Source organism: Candidatus Allofournierella excrementavium, from assembly GCF_048526665.1.
Lineage (GTDB): Bacteria > Bacillota > Clostridia > Oscillospirales > Ruminococcaceae > Allofournierella_A > Allofournierella_A excrementavium.
Map to the genome: position 1 here is coordinate 68,215 of NZ_DBGFPE010000006.1, position 25,400 is coordinate 93,614.

Sequence of the window (25,400 nt, forward strand, 5' to 3'; positions counted from 1 at the left end):
CCAGGTCAACGATGGACCATTGCAAGAAATGCACTCGTTCGATATAGATTATCACAGAAAACGAGGAATGTCCATGCACAATAGATTCAAAAAATTGCATATTGTTGCATCCCAAGCCCCAAAAGGCACGTTTTACTCCTCTTCTTCGGGCTTGCGGGTGGTTTTTTTCTTGGTTTTGCCTGTTTCGCTGCCGTCGGATTTTTGCAGCGTGATGCGGTTTCGGAAGTCCGAGGGGGTCATCCCCTTGTACTTGAAGAAGTTGATGTTGAAGGTCTTGATGTTGTTGTATCCCACCTCGAAGGCCACGTCGATGACGTAGTAATCGGTGGAGGCCAGCAGCTCGCAGGCGCGGTTGATGCGCACGAAGTTGAGCAGCGCCTCGAAGTTCATGGTGGAGTAATAGAGCATCAGGCGGTTCATCTCGGCCACCGAGATGCCGAACTTGGACGCCACCTCACCGGCGCTCAGTTTTTCCTGGGCGTAGTTCTGGTGGATGTAGTCCGCGATTTCAAAGGCGATGTTCTTGTTGGTGCGGTTGAACTTGGTCTTGGACTTGCCGTAGATCTTGCGGAATTTGATGGGGGTCACGCCCACCTTGGAGGTGAAGTGCTTGGAGAGATGGGAGGCATCCACAAAGCCGGTGAGGGCGGCGATCTCGTCCAGGGTCAGGTCGGTGTAGACCAAAAAGTCAGAGACCTTTTCGATGCGGATGCTGGTGAGAAGTTTGGTGAAGGTGGTGCCGGTGATGTCGGAGATGCGCTTGGAGAGCGTGGACTCGGAGATGAAGAAGGCCCCGGCCACGCTGCTGAGGGTGAGCTTTTCGGTGGCGTGGGCATAGATGTAGCTGAGGATGGCGTTTTCCTGGGAAATGCCCTTTTCGTAGTCCTTTTCGCCCCGGACGGCCATCACGTACCGCCGGTACAAAATCATCAGTTCGATGAGTTTGTTGGTGACATACAGCTGAGAGAGAGGCTGGGCGGTGGGGGCGCTGTGGGTGGACTCCACGCCCAGTTCGGCGCGCAGCTGCTCCGCCAGAAGGTCGATGTAGTCTGTCTGGATGGAGTCCAGATAGGCCACCGGCTCCATGGACAAAAACTGCAGCAGCTCGGAGCTGTCTTCTTCCAGACCGGATACACCCTTCAGAACGGAGTTTATGTACTGGTAGTCGTAGACGATCCGCATCAGCTGGATGGGCGCGGTCACCTCGGTGATCTCCGAGATGGTCCAGGGGGTGATGGCCACCAGCATGTTGGGCCGGATGTCGTAGCGCACGCCGCTGATCTCGATGACGCCCTCGCCCTTTTTGATGTACAAAAAGCGGGCGGACTGGTGGATCAGGGGCTTGGTGGCCGCCTGGATGGCCTCGTAGTCAAAGGAGCAGATCGTGGCCGGATCGTATGCGTCGGAAAGATTCTCCTGAAGGGTTATCAGTCTGTTCAAAATGCATCACCTTCGCCTTTTCTGAGAGTTTGCAGAAAGAAACAGGAAAGACCGGCCGTATACGCGGGATATACGGCCGGTTTTCCTATGAAATGAGGGAGTAAGATTTACTTGCTCAGAGCATCATCAGCTCAGCACGAGCATAGCCACAGTCAGGACCACGCCGGCGACCACAGCGATGATGGCCAGGAGCTTGCCAGCCCACTTCAGCCAGGTCTCGTAGGGCACGCGGGCCAGAGCCAGACCGCCCATGATGAAGCCGCAGGTGGGGGTGAACAGGTTGACCAGGCCGTTGGCAGCGACGTTGATCATGATGGAAGTCTCCACGGACCAGCCCATGCCGACAACGATCGGCGAAACGATCGGGGCGGACAGGCTCGACAGGCCGGAGGAGGAAGGAACCAGGAAGCTCAGGCCGATGTGGAGCAGGTAGTCCAGAGCGCCGAAGGCAGGAGCCGGCAGGCCGGAAGCGGACAGCGCGGTGACGGAAGCCTCGACCAGCCAGGTGCCCAGGCCGGTGGTGCTCATGATAACGGTGGTGGCGCGGGCCAGAGCGATGACCAGGTTGACGCTGATCATGTCGGCGAAGCCGGCCACGATGCTGGGCATCAGCTTGCTCTTGTCTTCCAGACCGATCAGGCCGATCAGCAGGCCCATGAGCAGGAACCAGGTGGCGGCGTCATCGAACCACCAGTCGCCGAAGCCGTTGCCGGTGAGCCAGTGAGAGAAGCTCAGGGTGTTGTAGATGCCCTCGTTCAGGGAGCCCCAGGGGATGAAGCCCAGGATCATGACCACGAAGGACAGGCCGAAGACCACGAGCACGCCCTTCTGGCGGCCGGTGAGCTTCACGTTGGCGTCGATCTCAGTGGAGGAGCCGTAAGCCTTTTTGCACTCGTCCAGCTGGTCGGCGGTCAGGATGGAGCCTTTGCCCTCCTTGACCTTCTTGGCGTAACGGGTAACGAACAGTGCGGAGATGAAGTAGGTGGCCAGCCACAGGATGATGGCCTCGACGTAAACAATGCCCATGTTCACTTCTGTGTTCATGGCTTTCATTGCGTCGCTAGCAGCGGCAACCGCAGCGCCGGTGGCGAAGGGGTTGATGGTGGAGCCGAGAACACCGGAGCCGGCGCCCAGCAGAACCGTCGCGGCGCCGACCAGCGGGTCGAAGCCGGCAGCCATCATGGTGGCAGCGAGCAGGATGTAGAAGCCAACGGTCTCCTCACCCATGCCGTATGTAGTGCCGCCCACAGAGAACAGGAACATCAGGATCCAAACAAGGGCCAGCTCTTTGCCGTGGAGTTTTTTCACCAGCACATGGATGCCGGTCTCCAGCGCGCCGGTGGCGTTCAGGATGGACAGGAAGGCGCCAAGGCAGAACACGAAGCCGATCACGTCGCCGGCGTCGTGCCAGCCGCCGATGGGAGCCATCAGGATGTCGCTGAGGCTCGCACCGACCACGACGGCCTGCTCACCGGTCTCAGCGTCGGTGTAGGTCTGACCGCTGGCCAGCCAGGTGGCGGCGGACACGAGCAGAAGCACAACGATCAGGATCGCAAATGTGCTTAGCGAACGGCGTTTTTTCTTGTTGCCCATACTATTTCTCCTCTTTTCTTAAAGCGATTTTTACTATTTCGGAAGATTACGGTTTGATGATGGTACCGGTTTTCCCTTCCAGAGCGTCCGCCGCCCGGGCAAGGGAGGTGATGAGCGCAACACCGCCGTTGGTGTTGCCTTTGACAAATTCCATGCAGGACTGCACCTTGGGCAGCATGCTGCCGGGCGCGAACTGCTTCTGGCCGATGTACTCCTCGGCCTCGGCCAGCGTCATGGAGGGAAGCTCCTGCTGGTCGGGCTTGTTGAAGTTGATGCACACGCGGTCCACAGCGGTGAGGATGATCAGCTCGTCAGCCTTCACGTCCCGGGCCAGCAGAGCGCTGGCACGGTCCTTGTCGATGACGGCCGCCACACCCTTGAGGCCGGTCTCGGTCTCCACCACGGGGATGCCGCCGCCGCCCACCGTGATCACGATGGCGCCGGCAGACACCAGCTGCTCCACCACGTCCAGCTCAACGATGCGCTGAGGGATGGGGGAAGGAACGACCCGGCGGTAGCCTCGGCCGGAGTCCTCCACAAAGATGAAGCCCTTCTCAGCGGCGATGGCGTCGGCCTCTTCCTTGGTGTAGAAGCTGCCCACGGGCTTGGTGGGTTTGGCAAAACCGGGATCCTTCTCGTCCACGACCACCTGGGTGACCACGGTGGCGCAGGGCTTGCGGATGCCGCGGGCGTTCAGCTCGGCCTGGATGGCCTGCTGCAGGTGATAGCCGATGTAGCCCTGGGTCATGGCGCCGCACTCGGGGAACGGCATATACGGGGTGTTGCCGCCCTTGTTGGCGGAAAACTCCATGGCCAGGTTGATCATGCCCACCTGGGGGCCGTTGCCGTGGCCGATGATGACCTCGTAGCCTTTTTCCACCAGGTCCACGATGGGCTTGGCTGTCTCCTGCACCAGCTTCAGCTGCTCTTCGGGGGTATTTCCAAGGGCGTTGCCCCCCAGCGCCACTACGATTCTCTTACCCATAGTCTTACTTCAGAGTCGCGTACATCACAGCCTTGATGGTGTGCATACGGTTCTCAGCCTCGTTGAACTGACGGGCCTGTTTGCCCAGGAACACGTCGTCGGTGACTTCCATGGCGGGCAGGCCGAACTTCTTGTAGATGTCCTGGCCAACGGTGGTCTCCAGGTCATGGAAGGAGGGCAGGCAGTGCAGGAAGATGGCGGTGGGCTTGGCCATGGCCATCAGTTCCTTGTTCACCTGGTAGGGCAGCAGGAGCTTGATGCGCTCGGCCCAGATCTCGTCGGGCTCGCCCATGGAGACCCAGATGTCGGTGTAGACGATGTCGCAGTTCTCGGCGCCCTTCTTGACGTCGTCGGTGAACTCCAGCACGGCGCCGGTCTCGGCGGCAACGGCCTGGCACTTCTCGACCAGCTCGGGAGAAGGCATCAGGTCCTTGGGACCGCAGGCGCAGAAGTGCATGCCCAGCTTGGCGCTGACGACCATCAGAGAGTTGGCCACGTTGTTGCGGGCATCGCCGAAGAAGGTCAGCTTGCGGCCGCGCAGATCGCCGAACTCCTCGCGGGCGGTCATGATGTCAGCCAGCATCTGGGTGGGGTGGAACATATCGGTCAGGCCGTTCCACACGGGCACGCCGGAGTAACGGGCCAGATCCTCGACCACGGACTGCTTGAAGCCGCGGTACTCGATGCCGTCGTACATACGGCCCAGAACCTTGGCGGTGTCGGCCAGGGATTCCTTCTTGCCCATCTGGGAAGAACCGGGATCCAGGAAGGTCACGCCCATGCCCAGGTCGCGGGCGCCCACTTCGAAGGCGCAGCGGGTGCGGGTGGAGGTCTTCTCGAACAGCAGGACTACCTGCTTGCCGGTCAGCCACTTGTGCTCAACACCGTTGTTCTTCATCCGCTTGAACTCGGCGGACAGGTCCAGCAGGTAGTTGATCTCTTCGGGGGTGAAGTCCAGCAGGGTCAGGAAGCTGCGGCCTCTAATGTTGATTCCCATTGTGTAATTTCCTCCTTAAGGAAAGTATAGATTGATTTTTCTGATGTTTTTGTTATTCTGCCCGGATCAGAGGCATGGACATGCAGCGCGGGCCGCCGCGGCCACGGCTCAGCTCGGCGGAGGGCATCTCCAGAACAGTGATGCCGGCGTCGCGCAGGATGGCGTTGGTCACATCGTTGCGCTGATAGACAACGATCTTGCCGGGGGCGATGCACAGGGTGTTGGAGCCGTCGTTCCACTGCTCGCGAGCCGCAGCGATCAGGTCGTCGCCGCCGCAGTAGATCAGATGGACCTTGTCCACGTGGGTGTAGTGCTCCAGGATGTGCTCCAGGTCGGAATCCACGCGCTTGATCTGCAGATCGGCGGGATCGTCCTTGCCCGGGGTGATCTCGTAGACGGTCAGGGGGCCCAGGATGGCGGGATGCACGGTGTACTTATCCACGTCGATCTGGGTGAACACGGTATCCAGATGCATGAACGCACGGCAGGCCGGGATGTCGAAGGCCAGGACGGTGCGGATCTTGGCATTGGGATCGGTGAACAGGTTGCGGGCCGCGATCTCGATCGCGTCGGGGCTGGTGCGCTGGGAGATACCGATGGCCAGAGTGTCCTCGGTGAGGTTCAGCACGTCGCCGCCCTCGATGTTGGCGTGGAAGTCACGGTCGTAGTAGCGGGTGATCAGGCCCTCAAAGTCGGGATGATACTTGAAGATGTAGTCGGCGTAGATGGTCTCACGGCAGCGGGTGGGGAAACGCATCTTGTGCAGGAACACGCCGGTGCCCACAGAGGCGAACGGGTCGCGGGTGAAGTACAGGTTGGGCATGGGATCGACGATCAGGTCGTCGGCGGGGGCGATCAGGTCCTGCAGGGAGTAAGCGGAAGCGCCGCCCATCTCTTTCAGGGTGATGCCTTCCATGGTCTTCTCGACCAGGGCCTTGCCCTTGAAGTTGTTGATCAGGTAGTCATACAGCTTATCCTGCCAACGCTTGGTCTTGATGTTGCCTTCGAACAGCCACTGATACAGGAAGGGCTCGACCAGTTCGGGGTGCAGGTTCAGCACGTCGGTCATCAGGTCTTCCAGATAGACCACTTCGGTGCCGTTGTCCCGCAGGATCTGGGCGAAAGCGTCGTGCTCCTGCTGAGCAACTTTCAGGAAGGGAATGTCATCAAAAAGAAGCTCGGGAAGACGATCGGGGGTCAGATGCAGCAGCTCCTTGCCGGGGCGATGAAGAAGAACTTTCTTCAGAGGATTGATCTCACTGCGAACACAAATACCTTTCATAGCTTCTCCTACTTTTAAAATGTACATGAATGTGGATTTTGGATACCACCCGCGCGAAAGTGGAACCAAGTTCATGATCTGCCATTATAATAACCCTTTCGAAGGCCCCTCATTGGACTTTTATTATATCACAAATTGTACGATTTTGCCAACTTTATTGCCCGATACGGGAAAATTTTTCAGCACTTTACTCAAAGAAAGCGCATAAAATTCCAAATTCCGTGAATAAATGAATAAACCCGTCACCTGATAAAACCAAATGCGGGAACTGCTGTTAAATAATATACACGTTTGTTCACGCAGGATGCATTTTGGCAGTTTTTCCCGAAACAAAAAATGGAAGGCCAAAATCAGGAAATGTACATTTTTCTGAAAAGGGCCTCCGCTTTTTCCCCGCAGCGGCTCCTCTTATATTCCTTATTTATATGGGGAGCCGAAGGTGCCAGTCCGCCCCTTCTCCCCTGCCGCGGGCAAAAAAAGCCCCCGGGTGCGGCGAGAGCGCCGCACCCGGGGGACAAGGGATCGGTTGGTTTGCCCCGGTCAGGCGGGAAGCATGCCGGAGATGGCGGTGAACACGATGCCCACGACCACAACCACGATCATGAACTTCCAGCAGGTCTTCCACCACTGGGGGAAGCTGATCTTGCACACCGCCAGACCGGCAACGGTCATGCCGGCGGTGGGGCTGATGGTGTTCATGGTCTGGTTGGCGATGCACAGAGCGGTGACAGAGGCTTCGGTGTTGACGCCCATCAGGTCGGTCAGCGGAGCCATGACCGGCATGGTCAGAGCGGCCAGACCGGAGGAAGAGGGCACCAGGATGCTCAGGAACGCCTGGGCGAAGTACATCATGGTGGTGAACACCGCGGCGGGCACGCCGGCCAGCAGATTGGCGAGGGCGTTCAGGATGGTGTCGATGATCATGCCGCCTTCGGCCACCACCAGGATGCCGCGGGCGATACCGATGATCACAGCGGCGTAGACGAAGTCCGCCATGCCTTTCACGAACTCCTCGGCCATTTCCTTCTCGCCGAGGCCGCCCACGATGCCGGACAGCAGACCGATGGCCAGGAAGACCATGCTGATCTCGTCCATGTACCAGCCCTTGGTCACCAGGCCCCAGACGATGACGCCCATGCCCACGGCGAACACGATGAGCACCAGCTTCTGGCGCAGGGTGAAGGGCATGTCCGCATTGACGCCCTCCACGGCGAACTCTTCACGCTTGGCAAAGTCGTCCTTGTAGGTGATGGAGCAGGTGGGGTTCTTCCTCACCTTGCGGGCATACATCATGACCCAGACGATGCCGATGGCGGTGAACACCGCGTACTGGATGAAGCGGAACCACAGCTGGGGGTTGCCCTGGATGCCCGCAACGCCCTGGGCGATCAGCACGTTGAAGGGGTTGACGGTGGAGCCGATGTAGCCCATCTGAGGCCCGAGGAAGCAAACCATGAAGGCGGTCATGGAGTCATAGCCCAGGCTCATGATGATGGGCATGAAGATGGCATAGAACGGAAGGGCTTCCTCCGACATGCCGAAGGTGGTGCCGCCGATGCTGAACAGGATCATCACAACGGGGATGAGCAGGATGTCCTTGCCCTTGAGCTTTTTGATGACGCGGCTCATGCCGGCGTTGATGGCGTTGGTCTTGGTGAGGATGGCGAAGGAGCCGCCGATCAGCAGAACGAAAGCCACCACGTCGCTGGCCTGCTGAATGCCGCGGGTGGGCGCCATCAGGACTTCGGCAAGGCCCTGCCGCAGGTCATTGCCCTCCTCGTCCACCTTGGGCACCTCCTGATAAGTGCCCGCCACCGCGACCTCACGGGTGCCGGCGGCCGTTTCCATCTCGGTGCGCTCGAACTGGCCCGAAGGAACGATCCATGTCAACACCGCGAACAGGATGATCAGCAAGAACGCGATCGTATAGACATGAGGCAGTTCGAATTTCTTCTTTTTCTGCATACGATACCCTCCTTAAAGATTCGCCCCGCAGGGCCATAATACAACGCTCTAAGTTGTATTATAACGTTATATATAGAATATAACGTGTTATTACCTTCGTCAACCCTGTCGGGTCATTTTCAGAGTTTATTATAAATATTCGGTTCATTTTTTGACGTTTTGTAAAAAGCGGTTTTACACTTTGTCCGCGCAGGCCGGACAGGCCCGTTATTTTGCGGTGTGAGTGCGCTCGTATTCCCGGGGCGTCTGCACCTTCACGTTGCATATTTTCTCTGAAAAAGCGTCCCGCAGTGCGTCCTCGGTCACAGCCTGGGCCATGGCGTATTTCCAGACCCAGTCGGGCACGGGCTTCTCCCCGCCCGCCCGAAGCGCCAGATGCGCCGCCAGCAACAGCACAAGGCGGACAAGGCCATAGACCGCCATCACCGCGGCAAAGGCCCCCGCCACGCTGAGCAGCCCCTGCCCTGCCACCACGAACCAGCACAGCTGCAGCCCCAGGCCGAAGCCGAGGCCGTAGCGGTTCTTGCGCATGGCCTCATACACACAGGGGGCGCACACCGGCACGGTCTTTTTCTCGCCGTCCAGATAGACGGCGGCCTCCCGCACGCCTTCCCGCCGGCCGCACAATTCGCACTGTTCCATTTTCACATCTTCCTTTCCGCCCCGTCACAGGCTCTTCATCAGGTCCCGGTTGCGGGCATACAGCTCGTTGAACACCACCCGCTGCTTTTCATAGACGGCGTGGGCCTGCATGTCCGGGCAGATGACCCGGTCGGCGGTGATGACCTTCGCCAGCTCGTCCCAGTCCGCGTAGGCTCCGCCCGCCAGCGCCGCCATGATGGCGTCGCCGAAGGCCGCGCCCACCGTCACCTTTGCGGTGCAGATCTGGCGGCCGGTCACGTCTGCCACCGCCTGCAGCCATACGGGGTTCTTGGTGCCGCCGCCCACCGCCATGATGCGGCGCAGCGGCTCGCCGTGCTCCTTTTCCAGAAGGTCCAGGTGGGCGGCGATGGTGTAGGCGATGCCCTCCAGCCCGGCCTTGACCATGTGGGCTCGGGTGTGCTTGACCGAAAGGCCGAAGAACACCCCCTTGGCAAAGGGGTCGTTCAGCGGGGTGCGCTCGCCCGCGAAGTAGGGCAGGCACACCAGTCCCTCGCTGCCGGCGGGAATGGCCGCCGCCTCCCGCACCATTGCGGTGTAGGCGTTTTCGCCCCCCGCCGCCTCGGCGGCCAGGGCGTCCTTGTAAAACTCGTCCCGCATCCACCGGGTCAGGGTGCCGGCGGTGTTGGTGCCCGCGCACACCGAATAGACCCCCGGGATGATGAAGGTGCCGGGCCACAGCCGGGGCTCGTTCAGCAGATGGTCGGTGAGGTAGACGAAGTAGCAGCTGGAGCCCATCTGGACCATGATGTCTCCCGGGCGGAACACGCCGGTGGAGATGGCCTCCGCCCCGGAGTCCCCCGTGCCCACCAGCACCGGGGTGCCTTGGGCAAGGCCGGTCTGGGCCGCCGCCTTTGCCGTCACCGTGCCGGCGACGTCGGTGGCGTTCATCACCCGGGCCAGCTGGTCCGGCCGGCAGTAGAGGCCGCAGTGCTCCTCGTCCACCGTGTCGCGCTTCAGGTCGTAGAGCGGCGCGAAATCCTCGGCCAGATAGCGGTCGATGGTGTACTCCCCCGTCAGCTTGGCGCAGAGATAGGAGGAGCCGGTGAGAAACTTGGCCGTTTTGGCGTAGACCTGGGGCAGGTTGTTCTTCACCCACAGAATTTTAGGGGCGATGTCCGAGGAGCAGAGCTCGTGGCCGTAGAGCCGCTCGGCCTCTTCCCTGCCATAGTAGTCATAGAGCCATTCGATCTCCTTGTGGCTGCGGCTGTCCACCCCGTAGAGGATGGCATTGCACAGCGCCGTGCCCTCGGCGTCCACCGGGACGCAGTCGCACCCCAGTGCCGAGAGGCCCACACAGCCCACGTCGGCGGCGGACACTCCGCTTTCCTGCAGCAGCTGGCGGGAGACGGCGCAGAAATCGCCCCACCAGGTGGCCTCCGCGTCATGCTCGAAAAAGCCGGGCCGGGGATTCAGCAGCTCATGCCCGCGGCTGGCGAAAGCCACGATGGCACAGGTCTGGTCGATGAGCACGCCTTTGGTCTCGTTGGTGCCCACGTCGATGCCCATAAAGTATTTCATCACGCATCCCCCCGCATCGCTTTCACCGCGTCCATGAACTCCCTCACCCGCTGTTCATCCACCCGGTTTTCGAACACGCCGTCCTTTTTGAAGGTGGTGCCCACGAAGGCCCCATCGCAGTTTTGAAGGATCTGCGCCACCGTCTCTCTGCGGCAGCCGGTGCCGCACACCACCGGCACCTTTCCGGCGGCGGCGCGCACCTGCTCCAGCAGCTCGCCGCCGGGGCCCACCCCCGCCGCCGCGCCGCCCACCACCAGCGCATCCGGCCGGCAGTTGAACAGCATGCTCTTGGTGATGTCCACCGTGGAGCGGTCGTTCAGATACACCTCGCCCTCACTGGTGACGAAGTAGAACAGTTTCAGCGCGTCCAGCCGCAGGGCGGCTTTGAGCCGCAGGGTTTTGGCCACGTCCCGGTCCACAAGGCCCAGGTCGCCCGCCCACGCGCCGGTGAACAGGCAGCGGGTGAAGTCGGCCTCGGTGGCGGCACACAGCTCCATGGTGGCGTCGCCGTCGTAGATGGCCTCCACGCCGAAGGGCACCCGGAACTGCTCCCGCAGCACCCCCACCACCATGCCCATGGCCCCCAGCGTGACGCCGGACACCTTTTTCTCATAGGGCAGGCTGAGCTCGTTGGTCACCAGCACGCCGTCCACCCCGCCCTTTTGCAGCGCGTCCAGGTCCGCCCGGGCGCAGGCGATCACATCGTCCATGCTGCCGCCGGGGGCATAAAAGGGGTCGCCCGGCAGCGGTTTGAGGTGCAGCAGGCCGATGATGGGTTTTTCCGTTTTAAACAGTTCCTTGAGAAACGACATTGTTTTCCCTCCATGCTGTTTTATAACGTTATGTTACATAATATAACATATCTATAACACAATCCACCAGTTTTTTTCAAATTTAACACAGCAATTTGTCGTTCTGCCCAACCGCTTCTTGAAACATTCAGCAAAATACGATAGAATACTGTATACCAACTTCCCGCGCCGTGGACGCGGGGCGAAAGGCAGGAACCCAAACCATGGATTTTCAACTCAACGAGGATTCGCTCATTCCGCTGTATCAGCAGCTGATGGAGGACATCAAGGCCGCGCTGACGGAAGGCAAATATGCCCCGGATGAAAAGATCCCCTCCGAGTCGGAACTGTCCGAGCTGTATCACGTCAGCCGCATCACGGTGCGCCGCGCGGTGGAGGAGCTTTGCAGCGAGGGCTATCTTGTGAAAAAGCAGGGCAAAGGCACCTATGTCAGCCAGCCCAAGGTCATCCGCAAGATCACCCATGACAAGGACGTGATGGGCTTTTCCGAGGCCTGCCGCGCCTGCGGCATGGAGCCGGGCGCCCAGGTGGTGAACATTCTGCGCTGCCCCGCCCGCTCGGACGAAGTGCGTTTTCTGGGCCTGCCGCCCCAGTCGGATGTGATCTTTCTGCAGCGGGTGCGCACGGCGGACGGCGAGCCCATCATGCTGGAGAACAACTTCTTCCCCTACGAGCCCTTCAAGGGGCTTCTCACCGCCTACGAGGACCTGACGAACGCCTCCCTGTTCGACTATCTGGAGAGCCGCTACGGCCGCCGCCCGGAATCCACCGTGTCCTGCACGCTGGAGATCGTGCGCGCCTCCTCGGAGCAGGCCTCTTACCTGAGCGTCATCACCGGCGACCCCATGTTCTATATGAACGCCTATTTCCTGGACGGCGAGGGCAAGCCGCTGGTGATCGGGCGGCAGTACATCGTGGGCAGCCGTTTCGTGTTCAACATCTGAATCCCGCCCTTTTGCAAAAGCCTGTTCCGGCACAGCCGGAACAGGCTTTTTCCTTTCATTCGAACAGCGCTCTGACGGCGGCCGCGGCCCGCCGGGCCATCTCCTCGTGGTCCTGCGGGGTGAAGTGGATGCCGTCCTGCCCCAGGGCCGCGAACGCGCCCGCGTCGAAGTAGGCGCAGCCGAACCGCCGGGCAATGTCCTCATAGATGGGGGCTAGGAGCCGGGACTTCTCCACGCTCTCGGCGGAGAATTCCGCCCCCGGCGCGCAGCGAAGCGGCGCGGGCGACGCAAGCACCACCTGCGGCACATCGGAAAAGGGATACGCCGTGCGCAGGCGCAGCAGCAGCTCCTCCATGCCGAAGCCAATCTCCGCGGCGCTCACATGATAGCGGGCCTTGGTGTCGTTGGTGCCCAGCATGATGACCAGCACGTCGGGCGCGTGGCTCTGCACCGCCGGAACGATCTGCTCGATGCCGGCGCGGTACGGCTCGATGTAATCGGTGAAGACGGTGGTGCGGCCGGGAAGGCCCTCCGCCACCACCTCGTATCCTTCGCCCAAGAGCCGCTCCATGCGGCAGGGCCAGCGCACCTGCCGCCCGTAGCGCCCGCCGGTGCCGGGCACGCTGCCGAAGGTGTTGGAATCTCCGAAGCACAAAATCGTTTTCATGGGGCCGTCACTCCCCCATCACTTCCACATACACCTTGCGCAGCTGGGGGCCGTCGAACTCCGCCAGATAGATGTCCTGCGCCCCGCCGCAGACGATCTCGCCGTCGATGACGGGGAACAGGCAGTGGTTGCCGGTGAGCACGCTTTTCAGATGCCCCTGGGAGTTGTTGCTGGTGGCGCCGTAGGTGGGCAGGAAATGGGCGTGGAGATAGGGCGCTTCCAGCGGAACTGTTTTTTCCAGCATCTCCGAAATATCCGCCTCCACGCAGGGCAGCGCCTCGTTCACCAGGATGCCTGTGGTGGTGTGGGCGGTGATGACCGCCACAAGGCCGTTTTTCACGCCGCTCTGGCGCACGATGTCATGCACCTGCCGGGTGATGTTGAAATACTCTTCCACATCCTTGCTCAAATGCCGGATGGTCTTCAGCACGACCATGACTCACACCTCCCCGCCGCTGAGAAAGCGCAGCGCATTTTTCCAGTAGAGATCCTCCCGGGCGAACTCCCGCATGGGCACCTTGTCCAGCGCACGCTTGAGCTTGAAGGCGCGGAAGCGGGGCCCGTTGGAGCCGAACATCACCTGCCGGGGGAAGCACCGCTCGAACCACATGGGGCCCATGTCTTTGGTGAACAGCTCCATCATCTGCTCCTCGGGGGAATCCACATAGAGCAGGGCGGTGTCGGTGTAGACGTTGGGGTATTTTATCATCAGCATCACCATCTCCCGCACCCAGGGCCAGGCGAAGTGGGCAAGGCAGATGCGCAGGCCCGGGTGGCGGATGGCCACCTCCTCAAAGGCCAGCGGATGGGCAAAGCGGCTGGGGGTGTTGGGCTCCCAGGAGAGGCCCGCGTGGAAGATGATGGGTTTGTTCTCCCGCTCGCACAAGGCGTAGATGGGCTCCATCCTTTCGTCCGCCGGGTCGAAGCGCTGCTTGGCGGGGTTCAGTTTCAACCCCCGCAGCCCCTGCTGGAAAAAGGCCCGTTCCAGCACTTCCAGCGCATCCGCCCGGTGGGGGTCCACGCTGGCAAAGCCGTAGAACTTGTCCGGGTGCAGTTTGCACAGCGCCTCCACCTGGTCGTTGTTCACCACCCAGCCGCCGGCTGTGGTGGTCACGTCCAGCGGCAGAAGCGCCGCCTGGGTCAGCCCGCAGACGTCCCACTCGGCAAACAGCTCGTCGAACTCCATGGGCCCCTGTTTCCACACCCCGAAGGTGTCGCCCCGGAAGGCCACTTCCTTTTCATCCCCGCAGATGGGCCCGTAAAAAATGGGATGGATGTGCATATCGATCAGCAAGGTCGTTTCCCTTCTTTCTGTGTTTTCCGCGCTCAGTACGGCTCGAACCGGGCCACCACCGCGCTGGAGACTTCCGCCCCCTTCTTCATGCACTCCGGCACGCTCCACCCGTTCAGGATGCCGTAGGTGAAGCCGGCGATGTAGCTGTCGCCCGCGCCCACGGTGTTCACCACTTCGGTGGGCACGATGCCGTACTCATACAGGGTGGTGCCGTCGTAGCAGATGCTGCCCAGTTCACCCATGGTGGCGGTGACCAGCTTGGGGCCGTAGGAGTGGATCTTCTTCACCCACTCCTTGATGTGCTCGTCCTTCTTGCCGTCGTAGGAGAGAAAGACATAGTCCACATAGGGGAACAGAGTTTCACACTGGTATTCCGGGTCCTCGCTGAACACCGAGAAGTCCATCACCACCTGCACGCCCTTGGCTTTCCAGGCGGGCAGGCGGTCCAGCACTTTGCCGAACAGGTCGGTGTGCAGCATGGTGTGGCCCGCCACGAACCCGAATTCCTCATCGGTGAGGGCGTAGTCGGCCATGACGCCTTCGATCTCTTCCAGATGCACCCGGTCGGTGCCGTTTTTCAGGTCCATCATCATCTTGCAGGTGTCGCCGGGCTCGGTGCGCAGATGGGAGATGTCGATGCCTTCCGCCGCCAGGGCCTCTTTCATCTTCTCGCCGTAGCTGTCGGTGCCCACCACGCTCACCACGCTCACGGGCACGCCCATGCGGGCCAGATGCACGCCCCAGTCCACGCCGTTGCCGGTGGGATAGAACTTGTTCAGCTTTTCGTACACGTCCGCGCAGCAGAAGCCCACGGCCGCCACAGTTTTTTCCATTCTCTTTCTCCTCCTTTTGCTGCAAAATAGCGCAGAGCGGGAGCGGCGCCGCCGCTCCCGCTCTGGTAACAAGGCGGTGCTTTTTATTCGTACACTTTGCCGTGGCCCCAGCTGCCCGCCAGGCCGCAGGTGTTGGCGGCAAAGCCGGCGGCCAGGTCCAGGCTCTCCCGGATGGCCTCGGGGCCGCCCTTGCCCTCTTTCTCGCGGGCGAGGTAGTTCACCAGGAAGGCGGTGAGCAGGCTGTCGCCGGCGGCCATGGTGTCCACCATGTTCTCCACGGGCTTGATGCCCTGGACGTAGAACTCGGCGCCGTCATAGGCGATGCATCCCTCGTCGCCGCGGGAGGCGCAGACGAACTTGGGCCCCAGGGCCGACACCTTCTTCAGCTTTTCGTAGGTCTCCTCTTTGGAGATGTCGCTGCAGGACATGAAGGCGTAGTCCACCAGCGGGGCGATGCGCTCGTAGTACTCGTCGGTGGAATCGTCGGAGAAGTCAAAGCTGATGGGCACACCCGCGGCCTTGATCTTGGGCAGCTCCCGCTCGGTGAAGCAGTAGTTGCCGGAGTGCACCAGGTCGAAGCCCTTCACATACTCGATGGAGAAGCGGTCCAGCGCATAGAGCATGTCGCCGCGGATGCCGCCCTCGTTGGAGCCCAGGAAGATGCGGTCGCCGTTTTCGGGGTTCACCGTCACCCGGGCCGCGCCGTTCTCGCCGATGACCTGTTTGCACTTCACCAGCTCCACGCCCTCCTCCTGCAGGGAGGCGATGACGTGTTCGGCCTCTTTGTCCGAGCCGAAGATGCCCATGTAGGCGCTGCGCTCGGCCCCCAGCTTTTTGGCGAACACGGCAAAGTTCACCGCGTTGCCACCGGGGTACATGGTTTTGATGTGCTCGTATTTGTCCACGACATTGTCACCAAAGCCCAGGACCTTCACCTGATATGCCATCGTTCTTTCGCTCCTTTTCTTAAAAATCAATACTTCTCGATGCCCATGTAGCGGCGGATCTCGGGAGAGTGGTCAAAGCGCTTGCCGCGGGCGGCGCGCAGCTCCACGTTCATGGCGTAGAACAGGGCCGGCTCCAGATAGGCGCGCACGCCCTCGTCCACATCGGCCATGCCGTATTCCAGCGCGTCCAGCACCATCAGGCGGTCGGTGTGGGTCTTGAGGAAGGCCAGCGCCCGCTCGTCCATCACCCGGGCGGAGGAGGAGCCCATCTGCAGGAAGTAGAACACGCCCGGCTCGGTGCACTCGAAGGGGCCGTGGAAATACTCGCCGGAGTGGATGTAGCAGCAGTTCTGCCACTGCATCTCCATCAGGCTGCAGATGGCAAAGCCGTAGGTCTGGCTGAAGTTGGCGCCGGAGCCCAGGATGTAGAAGAACTTGTTCTCCTCGCACAGGTCGGCGAACTTCTCGCCCAGCTCGGCGTTCACCTTCACCTTGGCCTTGGCGATGATGCCGTCCATCTTGGCGATGCCTTCCACCAGCGCGTCGTACTTGTCAAAGCCCTCCTGGGCCTTGATGAGCTCGGCGGCCAGCATGGGGCAGATGCCCAGCGGCACCTCGGCGGTGGGCACGCCGTCGCCCCAGGGGTAGACCCAGGCGATGAAACGGGGGTCGTCCGCCTTGGAACCGGCGTTGTCGGTCAGGGTGACCACGGCCGCGCCCCGCTCATAGGCCAGCACAGCGGCGTCCACCGCTTCCTTGGTGTTGCCGGAGTGGCTGCACATCACCACCATGCTGTGCTTGCCCAGCTTCTTGGGGGTGGCCACCAGGAACTCCTTGGCGGTGTGCCAGCCGGAGGAGGTCTTGGCGCTCTCCACAGTCATCATGAAGTGGGAGGGATACAGGTCGATCAGGCTGCCGCCGCAGGCCACCCAGTACACCTCGGTGATCTCGCCGTGCTCCGCCAGTACCTTCTTGATAACTTCATTTGCTTTCATGATTCTCTTCTCCTTTTGCAGTGAATATGGTTTGAAAAAGTCAATCTTCGATGTAGCGCTCAAAATTCTTCATGTTGCGCGCGTCCGCCGCGGCGGGGTCCATGAAATACCGGCCGTCGGTGATCTCCTGGCCCAGATACCCCTCGTAGCCGCAGCGGTTGAGGGTCTCGATGAACCGGCCCAGATGATGGCTGCCGTCGCCCCACACCAGATGGCCGTAGGGCGTGCCGTCGATGAAGTGCATGTGCCGGATGTCGGGACCCAGGGCCCGGAACCAGTCCTCCAGCGTTTCGCCCGCAACGCCCATGGCGCAGGTGTCCACCATCGCCTTGAGGTTGGGGTGGTCCACCTCCCGCAGCATCCTCTGCGCCGCGGGCAGGTCGATCACCAGCTGGCTCTCTTCCGGGCGGATGGACTCCATCACCAGCGTGACGTTGTTCTCTTTGGCCACCTCGGCCAGCCGGTGCAGCATGTCGGCGCTGCGCTTCCAGGCCTCTTCCTTGTCCTCGTTCCAGTAGCCCCAGCCGGAGTTCACTTCCATGTACTCGCAGCCCAGCTCGGCGGCAAGGCGGATGCCGTTGGAAAAATAGCCGAAGGAGCGCCGGATGTGCTCCGGCTCCTTTGCCGCGAACTGATAAGGATAGGTGCAGTTTTCCGGTGTGAGCACATGCACGGCCAGGCCGCGGCTTTCGATCTTGCGGCGGATGTCCTTTGCGTCATAATAGCGCATGTGGTCCAGCCAGACGTGGGGAGCCGCGCACCAGAGCTCGATGGTCTTGAATCCCAGGCGCTGCTGCGCGTCGAGGAAGTAGTCCAGCGAATAGTTCACATAGTGGATGTTCATGCCCGCCACCTGTTCGCGGCGGAGTTTCGGCGTCGCCATCTCGTCTCCCCCTTTCAGTTTTCAAAGAACGGCTCGAACGCCCGGAAGTTGCGCGCGTCCGCCGCCGCGGGGTCGTCGAAGTAGCGCCCGTCGGTGATCTCCTGGCCAAGAAGCCCCTCGTAGCCGAACTCGTTGAGCACGTCCAGGTATTTCTCCAGGGGATACAGCCCGTCGCCCCACACCAGATGGGCGTAGGGCCGCCCGTCGATGAAGTGGGTGTGCACGATGTCCCTGCCCAGGGTCTCGAACCACTGGCGGGGCGTCTCCCCCGCCACGCCCATGGCCACCGTGTCCAGGCCGGCCTTCACCCAGGGGCTGTCCACATCCTTCAGCAGCCGCACCAGTTCCGGCAGGGTGATGACCACCCGGCTCTCCTCCGGGCGCACCGTCTCCACCGCGATGGTCACGCCGTGGTCGGCGGCGGTTTTGGCCAGCTCCCGCAGGCTGCGCACCGCCCGGTCATAGGCCCGGTCGTACTCTTCGTCAAAGGGCGCGCCGATGCAGTTGGTCAGCAGCTTTTTTGCCCCCATCTTTTCCGCCGCTTCGATGCCGCGCTTGAAGTATTCCATGCTGCGGTCATGGAAGCCGCCTTCCGGGGCGTTCATGGTGTAATAATAGGTGGCGCATTCGGGGGTGAAGCACCCGATGGTCATGCCCCGGGCCTCCACCTTTTTCCGAAGTTCCACCGGGTCCTGAAAGCCCGTCTCGTCCATGAGGTAGTGGGGCGCCATGCCCAGCATCTCGATGGTCTTGTAGCCGGCTTTGGCCTGGGCGTCCAGCATGTAGTCCAGCGGGTAATACACATAATGGATGCCGATGGCCGCCAGCTGTTCCCGCCTGATGTGTGCCATAAGGTCCTCCTTTTTTAAAGCGCGTCGTAGACGATGCGGCCGTCCGAGATGGTGAGCGCCACCTTCACGTCCTTCACCTGCTCGACCGGCAGGGTGAACACATCGGCGTCCAGCACGGCGATGTCCGCCAGTTTGCCCGCCTCCAGGGTGCCCAGACGGTCCTCGTTGAAGCAGTTGTACTGGCCGTTGTGGGTCCAGGCGGTGAGCATCTCGGCCACGGTGAGCATGTTCTGCTCGTTGTAGGTGCCGCCGTCGGCAAAGTGCCCGCCCACGCCGCAGTAGATGGCCTCGGGGATGTTGGGGATGAGCAGGGGCAGGTCGGTGCCGCAGGTGACGGTGAGGCCGGAATCCCACATTTTGCGGCGGTTCCAGTAGTTCTTGCCCCGGTCGCCGCCCAGCTGCGCGTCGATCATGTCCAGCACGTCCTGCTTGTTGTCCAGCGACTGGATCTGGGCATAGACCTCCACGATGCCGCCCAGCGCGCCGAACTTTTCCAGGTCGGCGGGGTTGGAATACTCCAGGTCGGTGATGGCGTGGCGGTGCTTGAGCTTGCCGTTTTCATCCTTCTGGCAGGAGTCGAACAGGGCCACCGTGTGGCGGATGGCGCCGTCGCCCTGGCAGTGCAGCGAGTAGCGGAAGCCGTTCTCGTCCGCCAGGTGGGTCTCCTTCTCGATGAGGTCCCACTCCACCGGCACGGTGTTGGTCATGCCGGGGTGGGACTTGTAGGGCTCGATGAGTTCCGCCATGGAGGACGGGATAGAGCGGTCGGTCATGCGGTTGTAGCCGGAGAAGGAGACGAAGGGCCCGGTGAAGCGCCGGCACATCTCCTTGCCGTGCTCGATGTTGATGCCCTCGCCCACCGGCTGGCTCATCATGGAAACGCGCACGGTCAGCGCGTCCTCCTTTTCCAGCTCCTCCATCTTGTCGGCAAAGCCGTAGTAGGTGTCGAAGGTCATCTCCTTGATGGTGGTGACGCCCCGCTCGTTGAGCATCTGCATGTATTCCTTGTACTTTTCCTTCATGCCGGGCAGCTGCAGATACTCGCGGATCATCTTCCAGATCATCTCTGCATAGCATTTTTCCGGTCCGAAGCCGTAGCGCAGGCGGGCCGCGCTGTTCATCCAGCAGGTGCCCCGGTCCGCCGTGAACACCACCACCGGCTTGTCCGGCCAGGTCTTGTCCAGCAGGGCCTCGTCGGTGACTTCAAACCCGTCCGGCTGCCAGCTGTGGCCGAACAGCGCCGTGCCCTCGGGGGCCGTCTTTTCGTATTCTTTCAGCGCGGCCACACTCTGCACGTCGGTTTTCACATCGGAGAAATCCGCGCCCAGGCTCAGCAGCGCCCAGCCGGTGAAGAAGGTGTGCACGTCCACAAAGCCGGGCGTCACCACCCGGTCGCCCAGTTCCAGCACCTGGGTGGCCTTTTCCACCCATTCGCCGGCCTCGGCCCGGGGCCCCACCGCCGCGATGCGGTTGCCCTCCACCGCCACAAAGCCGTCGAAGGGCGCTTCGCCGGTGGCCGGGAACACGTTCTTCGAAAGCAGAACAAGACATTTCTGACGTTCTTTCATGCCCAAAACCTCACCTTTCCTCCGTGGTATTTTTTCCAAACTCATAATATCATAATATAACGTTATAATACAAGTTAAAAACTGTACAAGTTTGCGGGCGGTTTTTTGTCCGTTCTGTTCAATTGCCGGAAAGGCCGCCGCGGCGGCCGTACATATATATAAAGGGAGACTTGATTTGACATGCCCCGGCCGCGATGCTATGCTGTAGTCACAGCAAAAAAGAGGACGGCCGGCGGGCGCCGGCCGCCCCGGAGGGACTTTTGAGGGAAAGGGAGGCATTCGCATGGAGCAGGAAATGCTTTGCGAGATCACCCGCCAGGCGCGCGCCGCGGCGGAGGAACTTCTGGACACCGCAGATTTGAAGCCCGGCGACATTTTTGTGGTGGGCTGTTCCAGCAGCGAGATCGTGGGCGGCCACATCGGCAAGGACAGCAGCATGGAGGCGGCCCGGGCCGTGCTGGAGGGCGTGCTGCCCGCCGTGCAGGCGCGGGGGCTCTGGCTCGCCGCCCAGTGCTGCGAGCATCTGAACCGCGCCCTGGTGCTGGAGCGGGCCGCGGCGGAGAAATACGGCTATGAAGAGGTCAACGCCGTGCCTCAGCCCCATGCCGGCGGCAGCTGGGCCACCAACTGCTGGCAGGCGTTCACTGACCCGGTGCTGGTGGAGGAGATACGCGCCGGAGCCGGGCTGGACATCGGCGGCACACTGATCGGCATGCATCTGCGCCGGGTGGCGGTGCCGGTGCGGCTGAGCTTTGACCACATCGGCAAGGCGCATTTTCTGTGCGCCCGCTGCCGGCCCAAGTACATCGGCGGCGAGCGCGCCGTCTATCAGCAAATGTGACCCCGAAGAAGGGCTGTGGGAAAGAGGTTTTTTCAATGGCAACGAAGAAACAGATGGCCCGTGCGGTGGAGGACATCCGCGCCCGCATGGCGCAGGCGGCCCGCGCCGCGGGGCGTGACCCGGCGGATGTGCTGCTGTGCGCCGCCTGCAAGACCCGCACGGTGGAAGAGGTGCGGGAGAGCGCCCTGCTGGACATCGACCTGTTCGGTGAGAACCACGAGCAGGAGCTGACGGAAAAGAGCGACGCGGGGGCTTACCTTGGCAAGCCCAGCCATTTCATCGGCCATTTGCAGACCAACAAGGTGAACAAGGTGGTGGGCCGCGTCTCCATGATCGAGAGCGTGGACAGCGAGCACCTGCTGCGCAAGGTGGACGCTGCCGCTGCCCGGCTGGGGCTGACCCAGGACATCCTCATCGAGATCAACATCGGCGCCGAGGCCAGCAAGAGCGGCGTCGCCCCCGAGGGGCTGTGGTCCCTGGCGGAAGCCGCCGAGGCGGCGGCGAACCTGCGGCTGCGGGGTCTGATGGCCATTCCACCCGCCGGGGCCACCCCCGACGAGACCCGCGCCTTTTTTGCCGAGATGCGCGGCCTGCTGACCCGCCTGCAGGAAAAGCACTACCAGACGGCCCTGCCGGACACCCTCTCCATGGGCATGAGCGGCGATTTTGAGGCCGCCATCCTGGAAGGGGCCACCATCGTGCGCATCGGCACGGCCATTTACGGCCCCCGGGACTACGGCAGCCGCCCGTGAGGCAGGCCCGGACCACAAAGCAAAAAAGAGGCGGCCCCGCGCCATGGCGCGGGGCCGCCTCCTTTGTTTTTCACAGTGCCGTTCAGCCGATGGAAACCGCCACCTTGATAACGCCGTCCCGCCTGTTTTCAAACAGGTCATAGGCCGCGGCGATGTCCTTCAGGGGATAGGTGTGGGTGATGAGCGGGGTGGTGTCGATCTTGCCTTCCGCGATGAGGCACAGGGTCTCTTCGCAGTCGCAGCCGTCCACGCCGCCGGTCTTGAAGATGAGGTTCTTGCCGTACATCTCCGGCAAAGGCAGCACCTGCGGCCCGTCGTAGAGGGCCACCACCGTGACGATGGCGTTGGGGCGCGCGCAGTCCCACGCCATGCGGAAGGTTGCGTCGCTGCCCGCCACTTCCAGCACCACATCGGCGCCGCCGTGGTCGCTGTGCGCCAGCACGAACTCCCTGAGGCCCTCGGGGGCGGCGGTCAGCACATCGGGCCAGTGGGCGCGCACGAAGGCAAGGCGGCTCTCGTCCACGTCGCAGACGATGACCCGCCGGGGCCGGTGCAGCAGCACGCACTGGAGGGTGCACAGGCCGGTGGGCCCCGCGCCGATGATGAGCACCGTGTCCTCGGGCTGTATCTCAGAGATGCGCGCCGCCCAGTAGCCGGTGGCCAGCACGTCGCCCACGAACAGCGCCTGCCGGTCGCTCACCGCGTCCGGGATCTTGTTCAGGCCCTGGTCCGCATAGGGCACCCGCACATACTCGGCCTGGCCGCCGTCGATGCGGCAGCCCAGGGCCCAGCCGCCGTTCGGGTCGGTGCAGTTGTTCACCCAGCCGTGGCGGCAGAAATAGCACTCGCCGCAGAAGGTCTCCACATTCACCGTCACCCGGTCGCCGGGCTTCACGGTGGTCACGGCGGCGCCCACCTGCTCCACCACGCCCACCATCTCATGGCCCACGGTGATGCCGGGCACCGCGCGGGGCACGCTGCCGTGCTTGATGTGCAGATCGCTGGAGCAGATACTGGCAAGGGTCACCTTTACAATGGCGTCCCGCTCGTGCTGCAGCACCGGCTTTGGTTTTTCCATCAGGGCAAACGTTCCCTCTGAAACATAGGTATAGGTCAGCATGCTTTTTACCTCCATGCGCTTTGATCTTTCCGAACGGAGTATACCGCAAAAGTCAGCCGCTGTCCCGGCTCACAGGATATAGTGAGGTACCTCCATAAATTCTGAGTTGCTGTTCTCAGTATACCATGGTTTTCCCTTGCGGAAAAGATAGCGAAACAAAAATGCCCCCGGAGAGCTTGTTGCGGCTCTCCGGGGGCATCTTATGTACGTTGTGCCTTGGCGCACACGGTCGGCATTTACTCGATCTCGATCAGGTTCGGGTTCTCAGGCAAAGCCTTCGTCTGCTGAGGAGCAGGCAGCTCGACGTGCAGGACGCCATCCTCGAACTTTGCGTGGATGTCTTCCTTCTTCACATCGCCCACGTAGAAACTGCGCGCGCAGGTGCCGGAGAAGGATTCGCGCCGCAGATAGCGGCCCTTCTTATCCTTTTCGTCGTTGCTGTGGCTGCGCACTGCCTGAATGGTCAGGTAGCCGTCGTTCAGATCCATCTGAACGTCTTCCTTCTTGCAGCCCGGCAGGTCAACCGCTACTTCGTAGCCGTTGTCCGTCTGTTTGACATCGGTCTTCATCATGTTTGCACCACGCTTACCAAAGGCACCACGAGCCTCACGGTTCATCATACGTTCCAGTGCAGCGTCATTCCAGAACGGATCGAAGAAATCATCGAACAGGTTTTCATGGAAAACAGTCGGCATAAGCATAAATCATTCCTCCAATCCCGGCGTTCGGGTCGGGGCAAAAAATCTGAAGCGTCCACTCAGAAAGGCTTTCCGGGGAGCCCTGCGGCTCTCCTTTTGCCCTTCCTCCTGAGCACGCCACTGTTATAGCACCGTTCATTAGCAGTGTCAATAGAAGAGTGCTAAAATTCATGAAAGAATAATACTTTTATAAAATCCTATGCAATCTTTTCAAAATTCAGTCGCATCATCGTGTTTTTATCATTTCTGCCGGTACATCGGCGTAGACAGATATTTCATGCCGTTGTCCGGGACGATGACCACGATGTTCTTTCCCTGATTCTCCGGTCTGCGGCCCACCTGCACCGCTGCGTGCAAAGCCGCTGCTGCCGATGTGCCCAGAAACAGTCCTTCCGCCCGCAGCACCTCATGGGCCGTTTCGTAGGCTTCCTCGGTGCGGACATTGATGCACGCATCGCTCCAGTCTGGCCGCAGATAGTCGGAAAGTGCGCTTTCCGGCACATCATACGCCGGCAAAACGCCATCTATGCTCTGCGCATAATCGTAGTTGAGGGAACCAAACGAAAGGATTTTCATGGTATATCTTTTTTACTTCATTCTCTGAATCACCGCACCCAGCCATCGGCACAGGGTATCGCCTGCCTGATTTGCGATCTCCAGCACGCGGGCGTGGCTATGCTTGACCGTCTGGATGCCGGTGGCCATGTTAGTGATGCAGCTGACGGCCAGTACCTTCATGCCCATGTAGTTGCAGACCATGGTTTCCGGCACGGTGCTCATGCCCACGGCATCGGCTCCCATCCCCGCAAAGGCGCGAATTTCAGCCGCCGTTTCATAGCAAGGGCCCATAAAGCCCATGTAAACGCCCTCCTTGTAGGCAATGCCCAGTTCATCGGCAGTCTGCTTGGCAAGGTTCCGCAGTTCCAGACTGTAAGATTCGGTCATGTCCGGGAAGCGGGGGCCGAAGCGCTCATCGTTGGGGCCAATGAGGGGGTTCGTGCCCATCATGTTGATGAAGTCGGTAATGAGCATCAGGGTGCCCGGCGCAAACTCCCGGTTGATGCCGCCGCAGGCGTTGGTCAACACCACCTTTTCCACGCCCAACAGCTTGAACACATAGAACGGGTAGCAGACTTCCTTCATGGAGTAGCCCTCATAGAAATGGAAGCGGCCTTCCATGGCGTAGACTTCCGTGTCCCCCAGCTTGCCAGCCAACAATGCGCCTTTGTGTCCTGCCACCGTGGATACCGGGAAGTTGGGGATATCCTTGTAGGACAGTTCTTCCGTGTCCGTAAAGTCCGCGGTCAGCTTGCCAAGGCCGGAGCCCAGCACCACCGCGATCTTCGGGCGCTTTTTCGTGTGCGTCTTGATATATTCCGCACTTTCCAGTGCCTTTTCATAAAGATGTTCCATACCGTTCTCTCCTTTTCCCAAAAAATTCGATATACTCTCTGGGTTCAGTATATCGGATTTTTCAGGCCGATGCAAGACGCCCTTCATCGAGTCTTATTAAAAACCAAGGAGCAGATACTTCACATCACGAGTGTGTTGTATCTGCTCCTTGGTTCTCCGAATGTCTTATCTCTGGCCGATGTTCCACCGAAACAGCTCATATCCTTCCCGGATATTCTCCGGCAGACGTTTCAAAGTCTCGTCCCGCAGTTCCTGCGGCATCCCGTAAAAAGCTTCGGCAATGCCGCCGGTGATGCAGGCAAGGGTGTCGCTGTCGCCGCCCAGAGAGACCGCATTGCG

General features: G+C 61.1%; 26 protein-coding genes. 3 read left to right on the forward strand and 23 right to left on the reverse strand.

Annotation, left to right across the window (positions count from 1 at the left end; all coding sequences use genetic code 11):
• Positions 1 to 132: 132 nt before the first annotated feature.
• The 9 genes from ACMI1Q_RS02255 to ACMI1Q_RS02295 form a co-directional block, all read right to left on the reverse strand.
• The gene (locus ACMI1Q_RS02255; RefSeq protein ID WP_419502668.1) at positions 133 to 1,440 is read right to left on the reverse strand and encodes an AraC family transcriptional regulator; all 1,308 of its coding nucleotides are present in this window, start codon (positions 1,438 to 1,440) and stop codon (positions 133 to 135) included.
• A gap of 126 nt (positions 1,441 to 1,566) precedes the next feature.
• The gene (locus tag ACMI1Q_RS02260) at positions 1,567 to 2,979 is read right to left on the reverse strand and encodes a YfcC family protein (protein WP_419502669.1); all 1,413 of its coding nucleotides are present in this window, start codon (positions 2,977 to 2,979) and stop codon (positions 1,567 to 1,569) included.
• Between the two features lie 100 nt (positions 2,980 to 3,079).
• Positions 3,080 to 4,018 carry a carbamate kinase gene (arcC, locus tag ACMI1Q_RS02265; RefSeq protein WP_330058083.1) on the reverse strand — a complete coding sequence of 313 codons (939 nt, stop codon included), beginning with the start codon at positions 4,016 to 4,018 and terminating at the stop codon, positions 3,080 to 3,082.
• Between the two features lie 4 nt (positions 4,019 to 4,022).
• Entirely contained in the window at positions 4,023 to 5,015 is a 993-nt protein-coding gene (argF, locus tag ACMI1Q_RS02270) for an ornithine carbamoyltransferase (protein ID WP_330058081.1), read from the reverse strand.
• A 52-nt stretch (positions 5,016 to 5,067) separates the two neighbouring features.
• Positions 5,068 to 6,297: an arginine deiminase gene (locus ACMI1Q_RS02275; protein WP_330058079.1), complete on the reverse strand. Its 1,230-nt coding sequence runs from the start codon at positions 6,295 to 6,297 to the stop codon at positions 5,068 to 5,070.
• 540 nt (positions 6,298 to 6,837) lie between these two features.
• Positions 6,838 to 8,262, reverse strand: a complete 1,425-nt coding sequence (locus tag ACMI1Q_RS02280) for a YfcC family protein (protein WP_177522510.1) — start codon at positions 8,260 to 8,262, stop codon at positions 6,838 to 6,840.
• A gap of 207 nt (positions 8,263 to 8,469) precedes the next feature.
• Positions 8,470 to 8,904 carry a hypothetical protein gene (locus ACMI1Q_RS02285; protein WP_419502670.1) on the reverse strand — a complete coding sequence of 145 codons (435 nt, stop codon included), beginning with the start codon at positions 8,902 to 8,904 and terminating at the stop codon, positions 8,470 to 8,472.
• A gap of 24 nt (positions 8,905 to 8,928) precedes the next feature.
• Complete coding sequence (locus ACMI1Q_RS02290; protein WP_419502671.1) at positions 8,929 to 10,443, reverse strand: FGGY-family carbohydrate kinase; 1,515 nt, start codon at positions 10,441 to 10,443, stop codon at positions 8,929 to 8,931.
• A complete protein-coding gene (locus ACMI1Q_RS02295) occupies positions 10,443 to 11,255 on the reverse strand; it encodes a BtpA/SgcQ family protein (protein WP_330056151.1) in 813 nt (270 codons plus the stop codon). Before ACMI1Q_RS02295 ends, ACMI1Q_RS02290 begins: the two co-directional genes overlap by 1 nt.
• A 203-nt stretch (positions 11,256 to 11,458) precedes the next feature.
• Here ACMI1Q_RS02295 and ACMI1Q_RS02300 point away from each other — a divergent pair, with 203 nt between their 5' ends.
• Entirely contained in the window at positions 11,459 to 12,199 is a 741-nt protein-coding gene (locus ACMI1Q_RS02300; protein WP_177522514.1) for a UTRA domain-containing protein, read from the forward strand.
• A gap of 55 nt (positions 12,200 to 12,254) precedes the next feature.
• Here ACMI1Q_RS02300 and ACMI1Q_RS02305 read toward each other — a convergent pair whose 3' ends face one another.
• The 9 genes from ACMI1Q_RS02305 to ACMI1Q_RS02345 form a co-directional block, all read right to left on the reverse strand.
• Positions 12,255 to 12,866, reverse strand: a complete 612-nt coding sequence (locus tag ACMI1Q_RS02305) for a GDSL-type esterase/lipase family protein (protein WP_330056155.1) — start codon at positions 12,864 to 12,866, stop codon at positions 12,255 to 12,257.
• Between the two features lie 7 nt (positions 12,867 to 12,873).
• Positions 12,874 to 13,302, reverse strand: coding sequence for a secondary thiamine-phosphate synthase enzyme YjbQ (locus ACMI1Q_RS02310; protein ID WP_177522516.1), 429 nt, complete (start codon positions 13,300 to 13,302; stop codon positions 12,874 to 12,876).
• A gap of 3 nt (positions 13,303 to 13,305) precedes the next feature.
• On the reverse strand, positions 13,306 to 14,160 hold the full coding sequence (locus ACMI1Q_RS02315) for an amidohydrolase family protein (RefSeq protein WP_330056158.1): 855 nt from the start codon (positions 14,158 to 14,160) through the stop codon (positions 13,306 to 13,308).
• Positions 14,161 to 14,192: 32 nt separating this feature from the next.
• Complete coding sequence (frlD, locus tag ACMI1Q_RS02320) at positions 14,193 to 14,993, reverse strand: fructoselysine 6-kinase (RefSeq protein ID WP_177522518.1); 801 nt, start codon at positions 14,991 to 14,993, stop codon at positions 14,193 to 14,195.
• Between the two features lie 83 nt (positions 14,994 to 15,076).
• The gene (locus ACMI1Q_RS02325; RefSeq protein WP_177522519.1) at positions 15,077 to 15,940 is read right to left on the reverse strand and encodes a PfkB family carbohydrate kinase; all 864 of its coding nucleotides are present in this window, start codon (positions 15,938 to 15,940) and stop codon (positions 15,077 to 15,079) included.
• Between the two features lie 26 nt (positions 15,941 to 15,966).
• Positions 15,967 to 16,935, reverse strand: coding sequence for an SIS domain-containing protein (locus ACMI1Q_RS02330; protein ID WP_419502672.1), 969 nt, complete (start codon positions 16,933 to 16,935; stop codon positions 15,967 to 15,969).
• Between the two features lie 40 nt (positions 16,936 to 16,975).
• Complete coding sequence (locus ACMI1Q_RS02335) at positions 16,976 to 17,818, reverse strand: sugar phosphate isomerase/epimerase family protein (RefSeq protein ID WP_330056163.1); 843 nt, start codon at positions 17,816 to 17,818, stop codon at positions 16,976 to 16,978.
• Positions 17,819 to 17,832: 14 nt separating this feature from the next.
• On the reverse strand, positions 17,833 to 18,669 hold the full coding sequence (locus tag ACMI1Q_RS02340) for a sugar phosphate isomerase/epimerase family protein (protein ID WP_330056165.1): 837 nt from the start codon (positions 18,667 to 18,669) through the stop codon (positions 17,833 to 17,835).
• Positions 18,670 to 18,683: 14 nt separating this feature from the next.
• Positions 18,684 to 20,237, reverse strand: a complete 1,554-nt coding sequence (locus ACMI1Q_RS02345; RefSeq protein ID WP_419502673.1) for an amidohydrolase — start codon at positions 20,235 to 20,237, stop codon at positions 18,684 to 18,686.
• Between the two features lie 283 nt (positions 20,238 to 20,520).
• Here ACMI1Q_RS02345 and ACMI1Q_RS02350 point away from each other — a divergent pair, with 283 nt between their 5' ends.
• Together ACMI1Q_RS02350 and ACMI1Q_RS02355 are read left to right on the forward strand one after the other, a co-directional pair.
• Positions 20,521 to 21,078, forward strand: coding sequence for a TIGR01440 family protein (locus ACMI1Q_RS02350; RefSeq protein ID WP_419502674.1), 558 nt, complete (start codon positions 20,521 to 20,523; stop codon positions 21,076 to 21,078).
• A 35-nt stretch (positions 21,079 to 21,113) separates the two neighbouring features.
• A complete protein-coding gene (locus tag ACMI1Q_RS02355) occupies positions 21,114 to 21,830 on the forward strand; it encodes a YggS family pyridoxal phosphate-dependent enzyme (protein WP_419502675.1) in 717 nt (238 codons plus the stop codon).
• An 82-nt stretch (positions 21,831 to 21,912) separates the two neighbouring features.
• Here ACMI1Q_RS02355 and ACMI1Q_RS02360 read toward each other — a convergent pair whose 3' ends face one another.
• From ACMI1Q_RS02360 to ACMI1Q_RS02380, 5 genes are all read right to left on the reverse strand, one after another.
• On the reverse strand, positions 21,913 to 22,950 hold the full coding sequence (locus tag ACMI1Q_RS02360; RefSeq protein WP_419502676.1) for an alcohol dehydrogenase: 1,038 nt from the start codon (positions 22,948 to 22,950) through the stop codon (positions 21,913 to 21,915).
• A gap of 236 nt (positions 22,951 to 23,186) precedes the next feature.
• A complete protein-coding gene (locus tag ACMI1Q_RS02365; RefSeq protein WP_419502677.1) occupies positions 23,187 to 23,651 on the reverse strand; it encodes an Hsp20/alpha crystallin family protein in 465 nt (154 codons plus the stop codon).
• A gap of 237 nt (positions 23,652 to 23,888) precedes the next feature.
• Complete coding sequence (locus ACMI1Q_RS02370) at positions 23,889 to 24,224, reverse strand: pyridoxal-phosphate dependent enzyme (protein ID WP_005921378.1); 336 nt, start codon at positions 24,222 to 24,224, stop codon at positions 23,889 to 23,891.
• A 12-nt stretch (positions 24,225 to 24,236) separates the two neighbouring features.
• Positions 24,237 to 25,061, reverse strand: a complete 825-nt coding sequence (locus tag ACMI1Q_RS02375; protein ID WP_015536935.1) for a purine-nucleoside phosphorylase — start codon at positions 25,059 to 25,061, stop codon at positions 24,237 to 24,239.
• Positions 25,062 to 25,226: 165 nt separating this feature from the next.
• On the reverse strand, positions 25,227 to 25,385 hold the full coding sequence (locus ACMI1Q_RS02380) for a hypothetical protein (protein ID WP_223474880.1): 159 nt from the start codon (positions 25,383 to 25,385) through the stop codon (positions 25,227 to 25,229).
• Positions 25,386 to 25,400: the final 15 nt, after the last annotated feature.

Excerpts from the sequence above, each read along its gene's own strand:
- arcC (WP_330058083.1), bottom strand. The coding sequence starts at position 4,018 with ATGGGTAAGAGAATCGTAGTGGCGCTGGGGGGCAACGCCCTTGGAAAT.
- argF (WP_330058081.1), bottom strand. The coding sequence starts at position 5,015 with ATGGGAATCAACATTAGAGGCCGCAGCTTCCTGACCCTGCTGGACTTC.
- ACMI1Q_RS02275 (WP_330058079.1), bottom strand. The coding sequence starts at position 6,297 with ATGAAAGGTATTTGTGTTCGCAGTGAGATCAATCCTCTGAAGAAAGTT.
- ACMI1Q_RS02280 (WP_177522510.1), bottom strand. The coding sequence starts at position 8,262 with ATGCAGAAAAAGAAGAAATTCGAACTGCCTCATGTCTATACGATCGCG.
- ACMI1Q_RS02285 (WP_419502670.1), bottom strand. The coding sequence starts at position 8,904 with ATGGAACAGTGCGAATTGTGCGGCCGGCGGGAAGGCGTGCGGGAGGCC.
- ACMI1Q_RS02290 (WP_419502671.1), bottom strand. The coding sequence starts at position 10,443 with ATGAAATACTTTATGGGCATCGACGTGGGCACCAACGAGACCAAAGGC.
- ACMI1Q_RS02295 (WP_330056151.1), bottom strand. The coding sequence starts at position 11,255 with ATGTCGTTTCTCAAGGAACTGTTTAAAACGGAAAAACCCATCATCGGC.
- ACMI1Q_RS02300 (WP_177522514.1), top strand. The coding sequence starts at position 11,459 with ATGGATTTTCAACTCAACGAGGATTCGCTCATTCCGCTGTATCAGCAG.
- ACMI1Q_RS02305 (WP_330056155.1), bottom strand. The coding sequence starts at position 12,866 with ATGAAAACGATTTTGTGCTTCGGAGATTCCAACACCTTCGGCAGCGTG.
- ACMI1Q_RS02310 (WP_177522516.1), bottom strand. The coding sequence starts at position 13,302 with ATGGTCGTGCTGAAGACCATCCGGCATTTGAGCAAGGATGTGGAAGAG.
- frlD (WP_177522518.1), bottom strand. The coding sequence starts at position 14,993 with ATGGAAAAAACTGTGGCGGCCGTGGGCTTCTGCTGCGCGGACGTGTAC.
- ACMI1Q_RS02325 (WP_177522519.1), bottom strand. The coding sequence starts at position 15,940 with ATGGCATATCAGGTGAAGGTCCTGGGCTTTGGTGACAATGTCGTGGAC.
- ACMI1Q_RS02330 (WP_419502672.1), bottom strand. The coding sequence starts at position 16,935 with ATGAAAGCAAATGAAGTTATCAAGAAGGTACTGGCGGAGCACGGCGAG.
- ACMI1Q_RS02335 (WP_330056163.1), bottom strand. The coding sequence starts at position 17,818 with ATGGCGACGCCGAAACTCCGCCGCGAACAGGTGGCGGGCATGAACATC.
- ACMI1Q_RS02340 (WP_330056165.1), bottom strand. The coding sequence starts at position 18,669 with ATGGCACACATCAGGCGGGAACAGCTGGCGGCCATCGGCATCCATTAT.
- ACMI1Q_RS02345 (WP_419502673.1), bottom strand. The coding sequence starts at position 20,237 with ATGAAAGAACGTCAGAAATGTCTTGTTCTGCTTTCGAAGAACGTGTTC.
- ACMI1Q_RS02350 (WP_419502674.1), top strand. The coding sequence starts at position 20,521 with ATGGAGCAGGAAATGCTTTGCGAGATCACCCGCCAGGCGCGCGCCGCG.
- ACMI1Q_RS02355 (WP_419502675.1), top strand. The coding sequence starts at position 21,114 with ATGGCAACGAAGAAACAGATGGCCCGTGCGGTGGAGGACATCCGCGCC.
- ACMI1Q_RS02360 (WP_419502676.1), bottom strand. The coding sequence starts at position 22,950 with ATGCTGACCTATACCTATGTTTCAGAGGGAACGTTTGCCCTGATGGAA.
- ACMI1Q_RS02365 (WP_419502677.1), bottom strand. The coding sequence starts at position 23,651 with ATGCTTATGCCGACTGTTTTCCATGAAAACCTGTTCGATGATTTCTTC.
- ACMI1Q_RS02370 (WP_005921378.1), bottom strand. The coding sequence starts at position 24,224 with ATGAAAATCCTTTCGTTTGGTTCCCTCAACTACGATTATGCGCAGAGC.
- ACMI1Q_RS02375 (WP_015536935.1), bottom strand. The coding sequence starts at position 25,061 with ATGGAACATCTTTATGAAAAGGCACTGGAAAGTGCGGAATATATCAAG.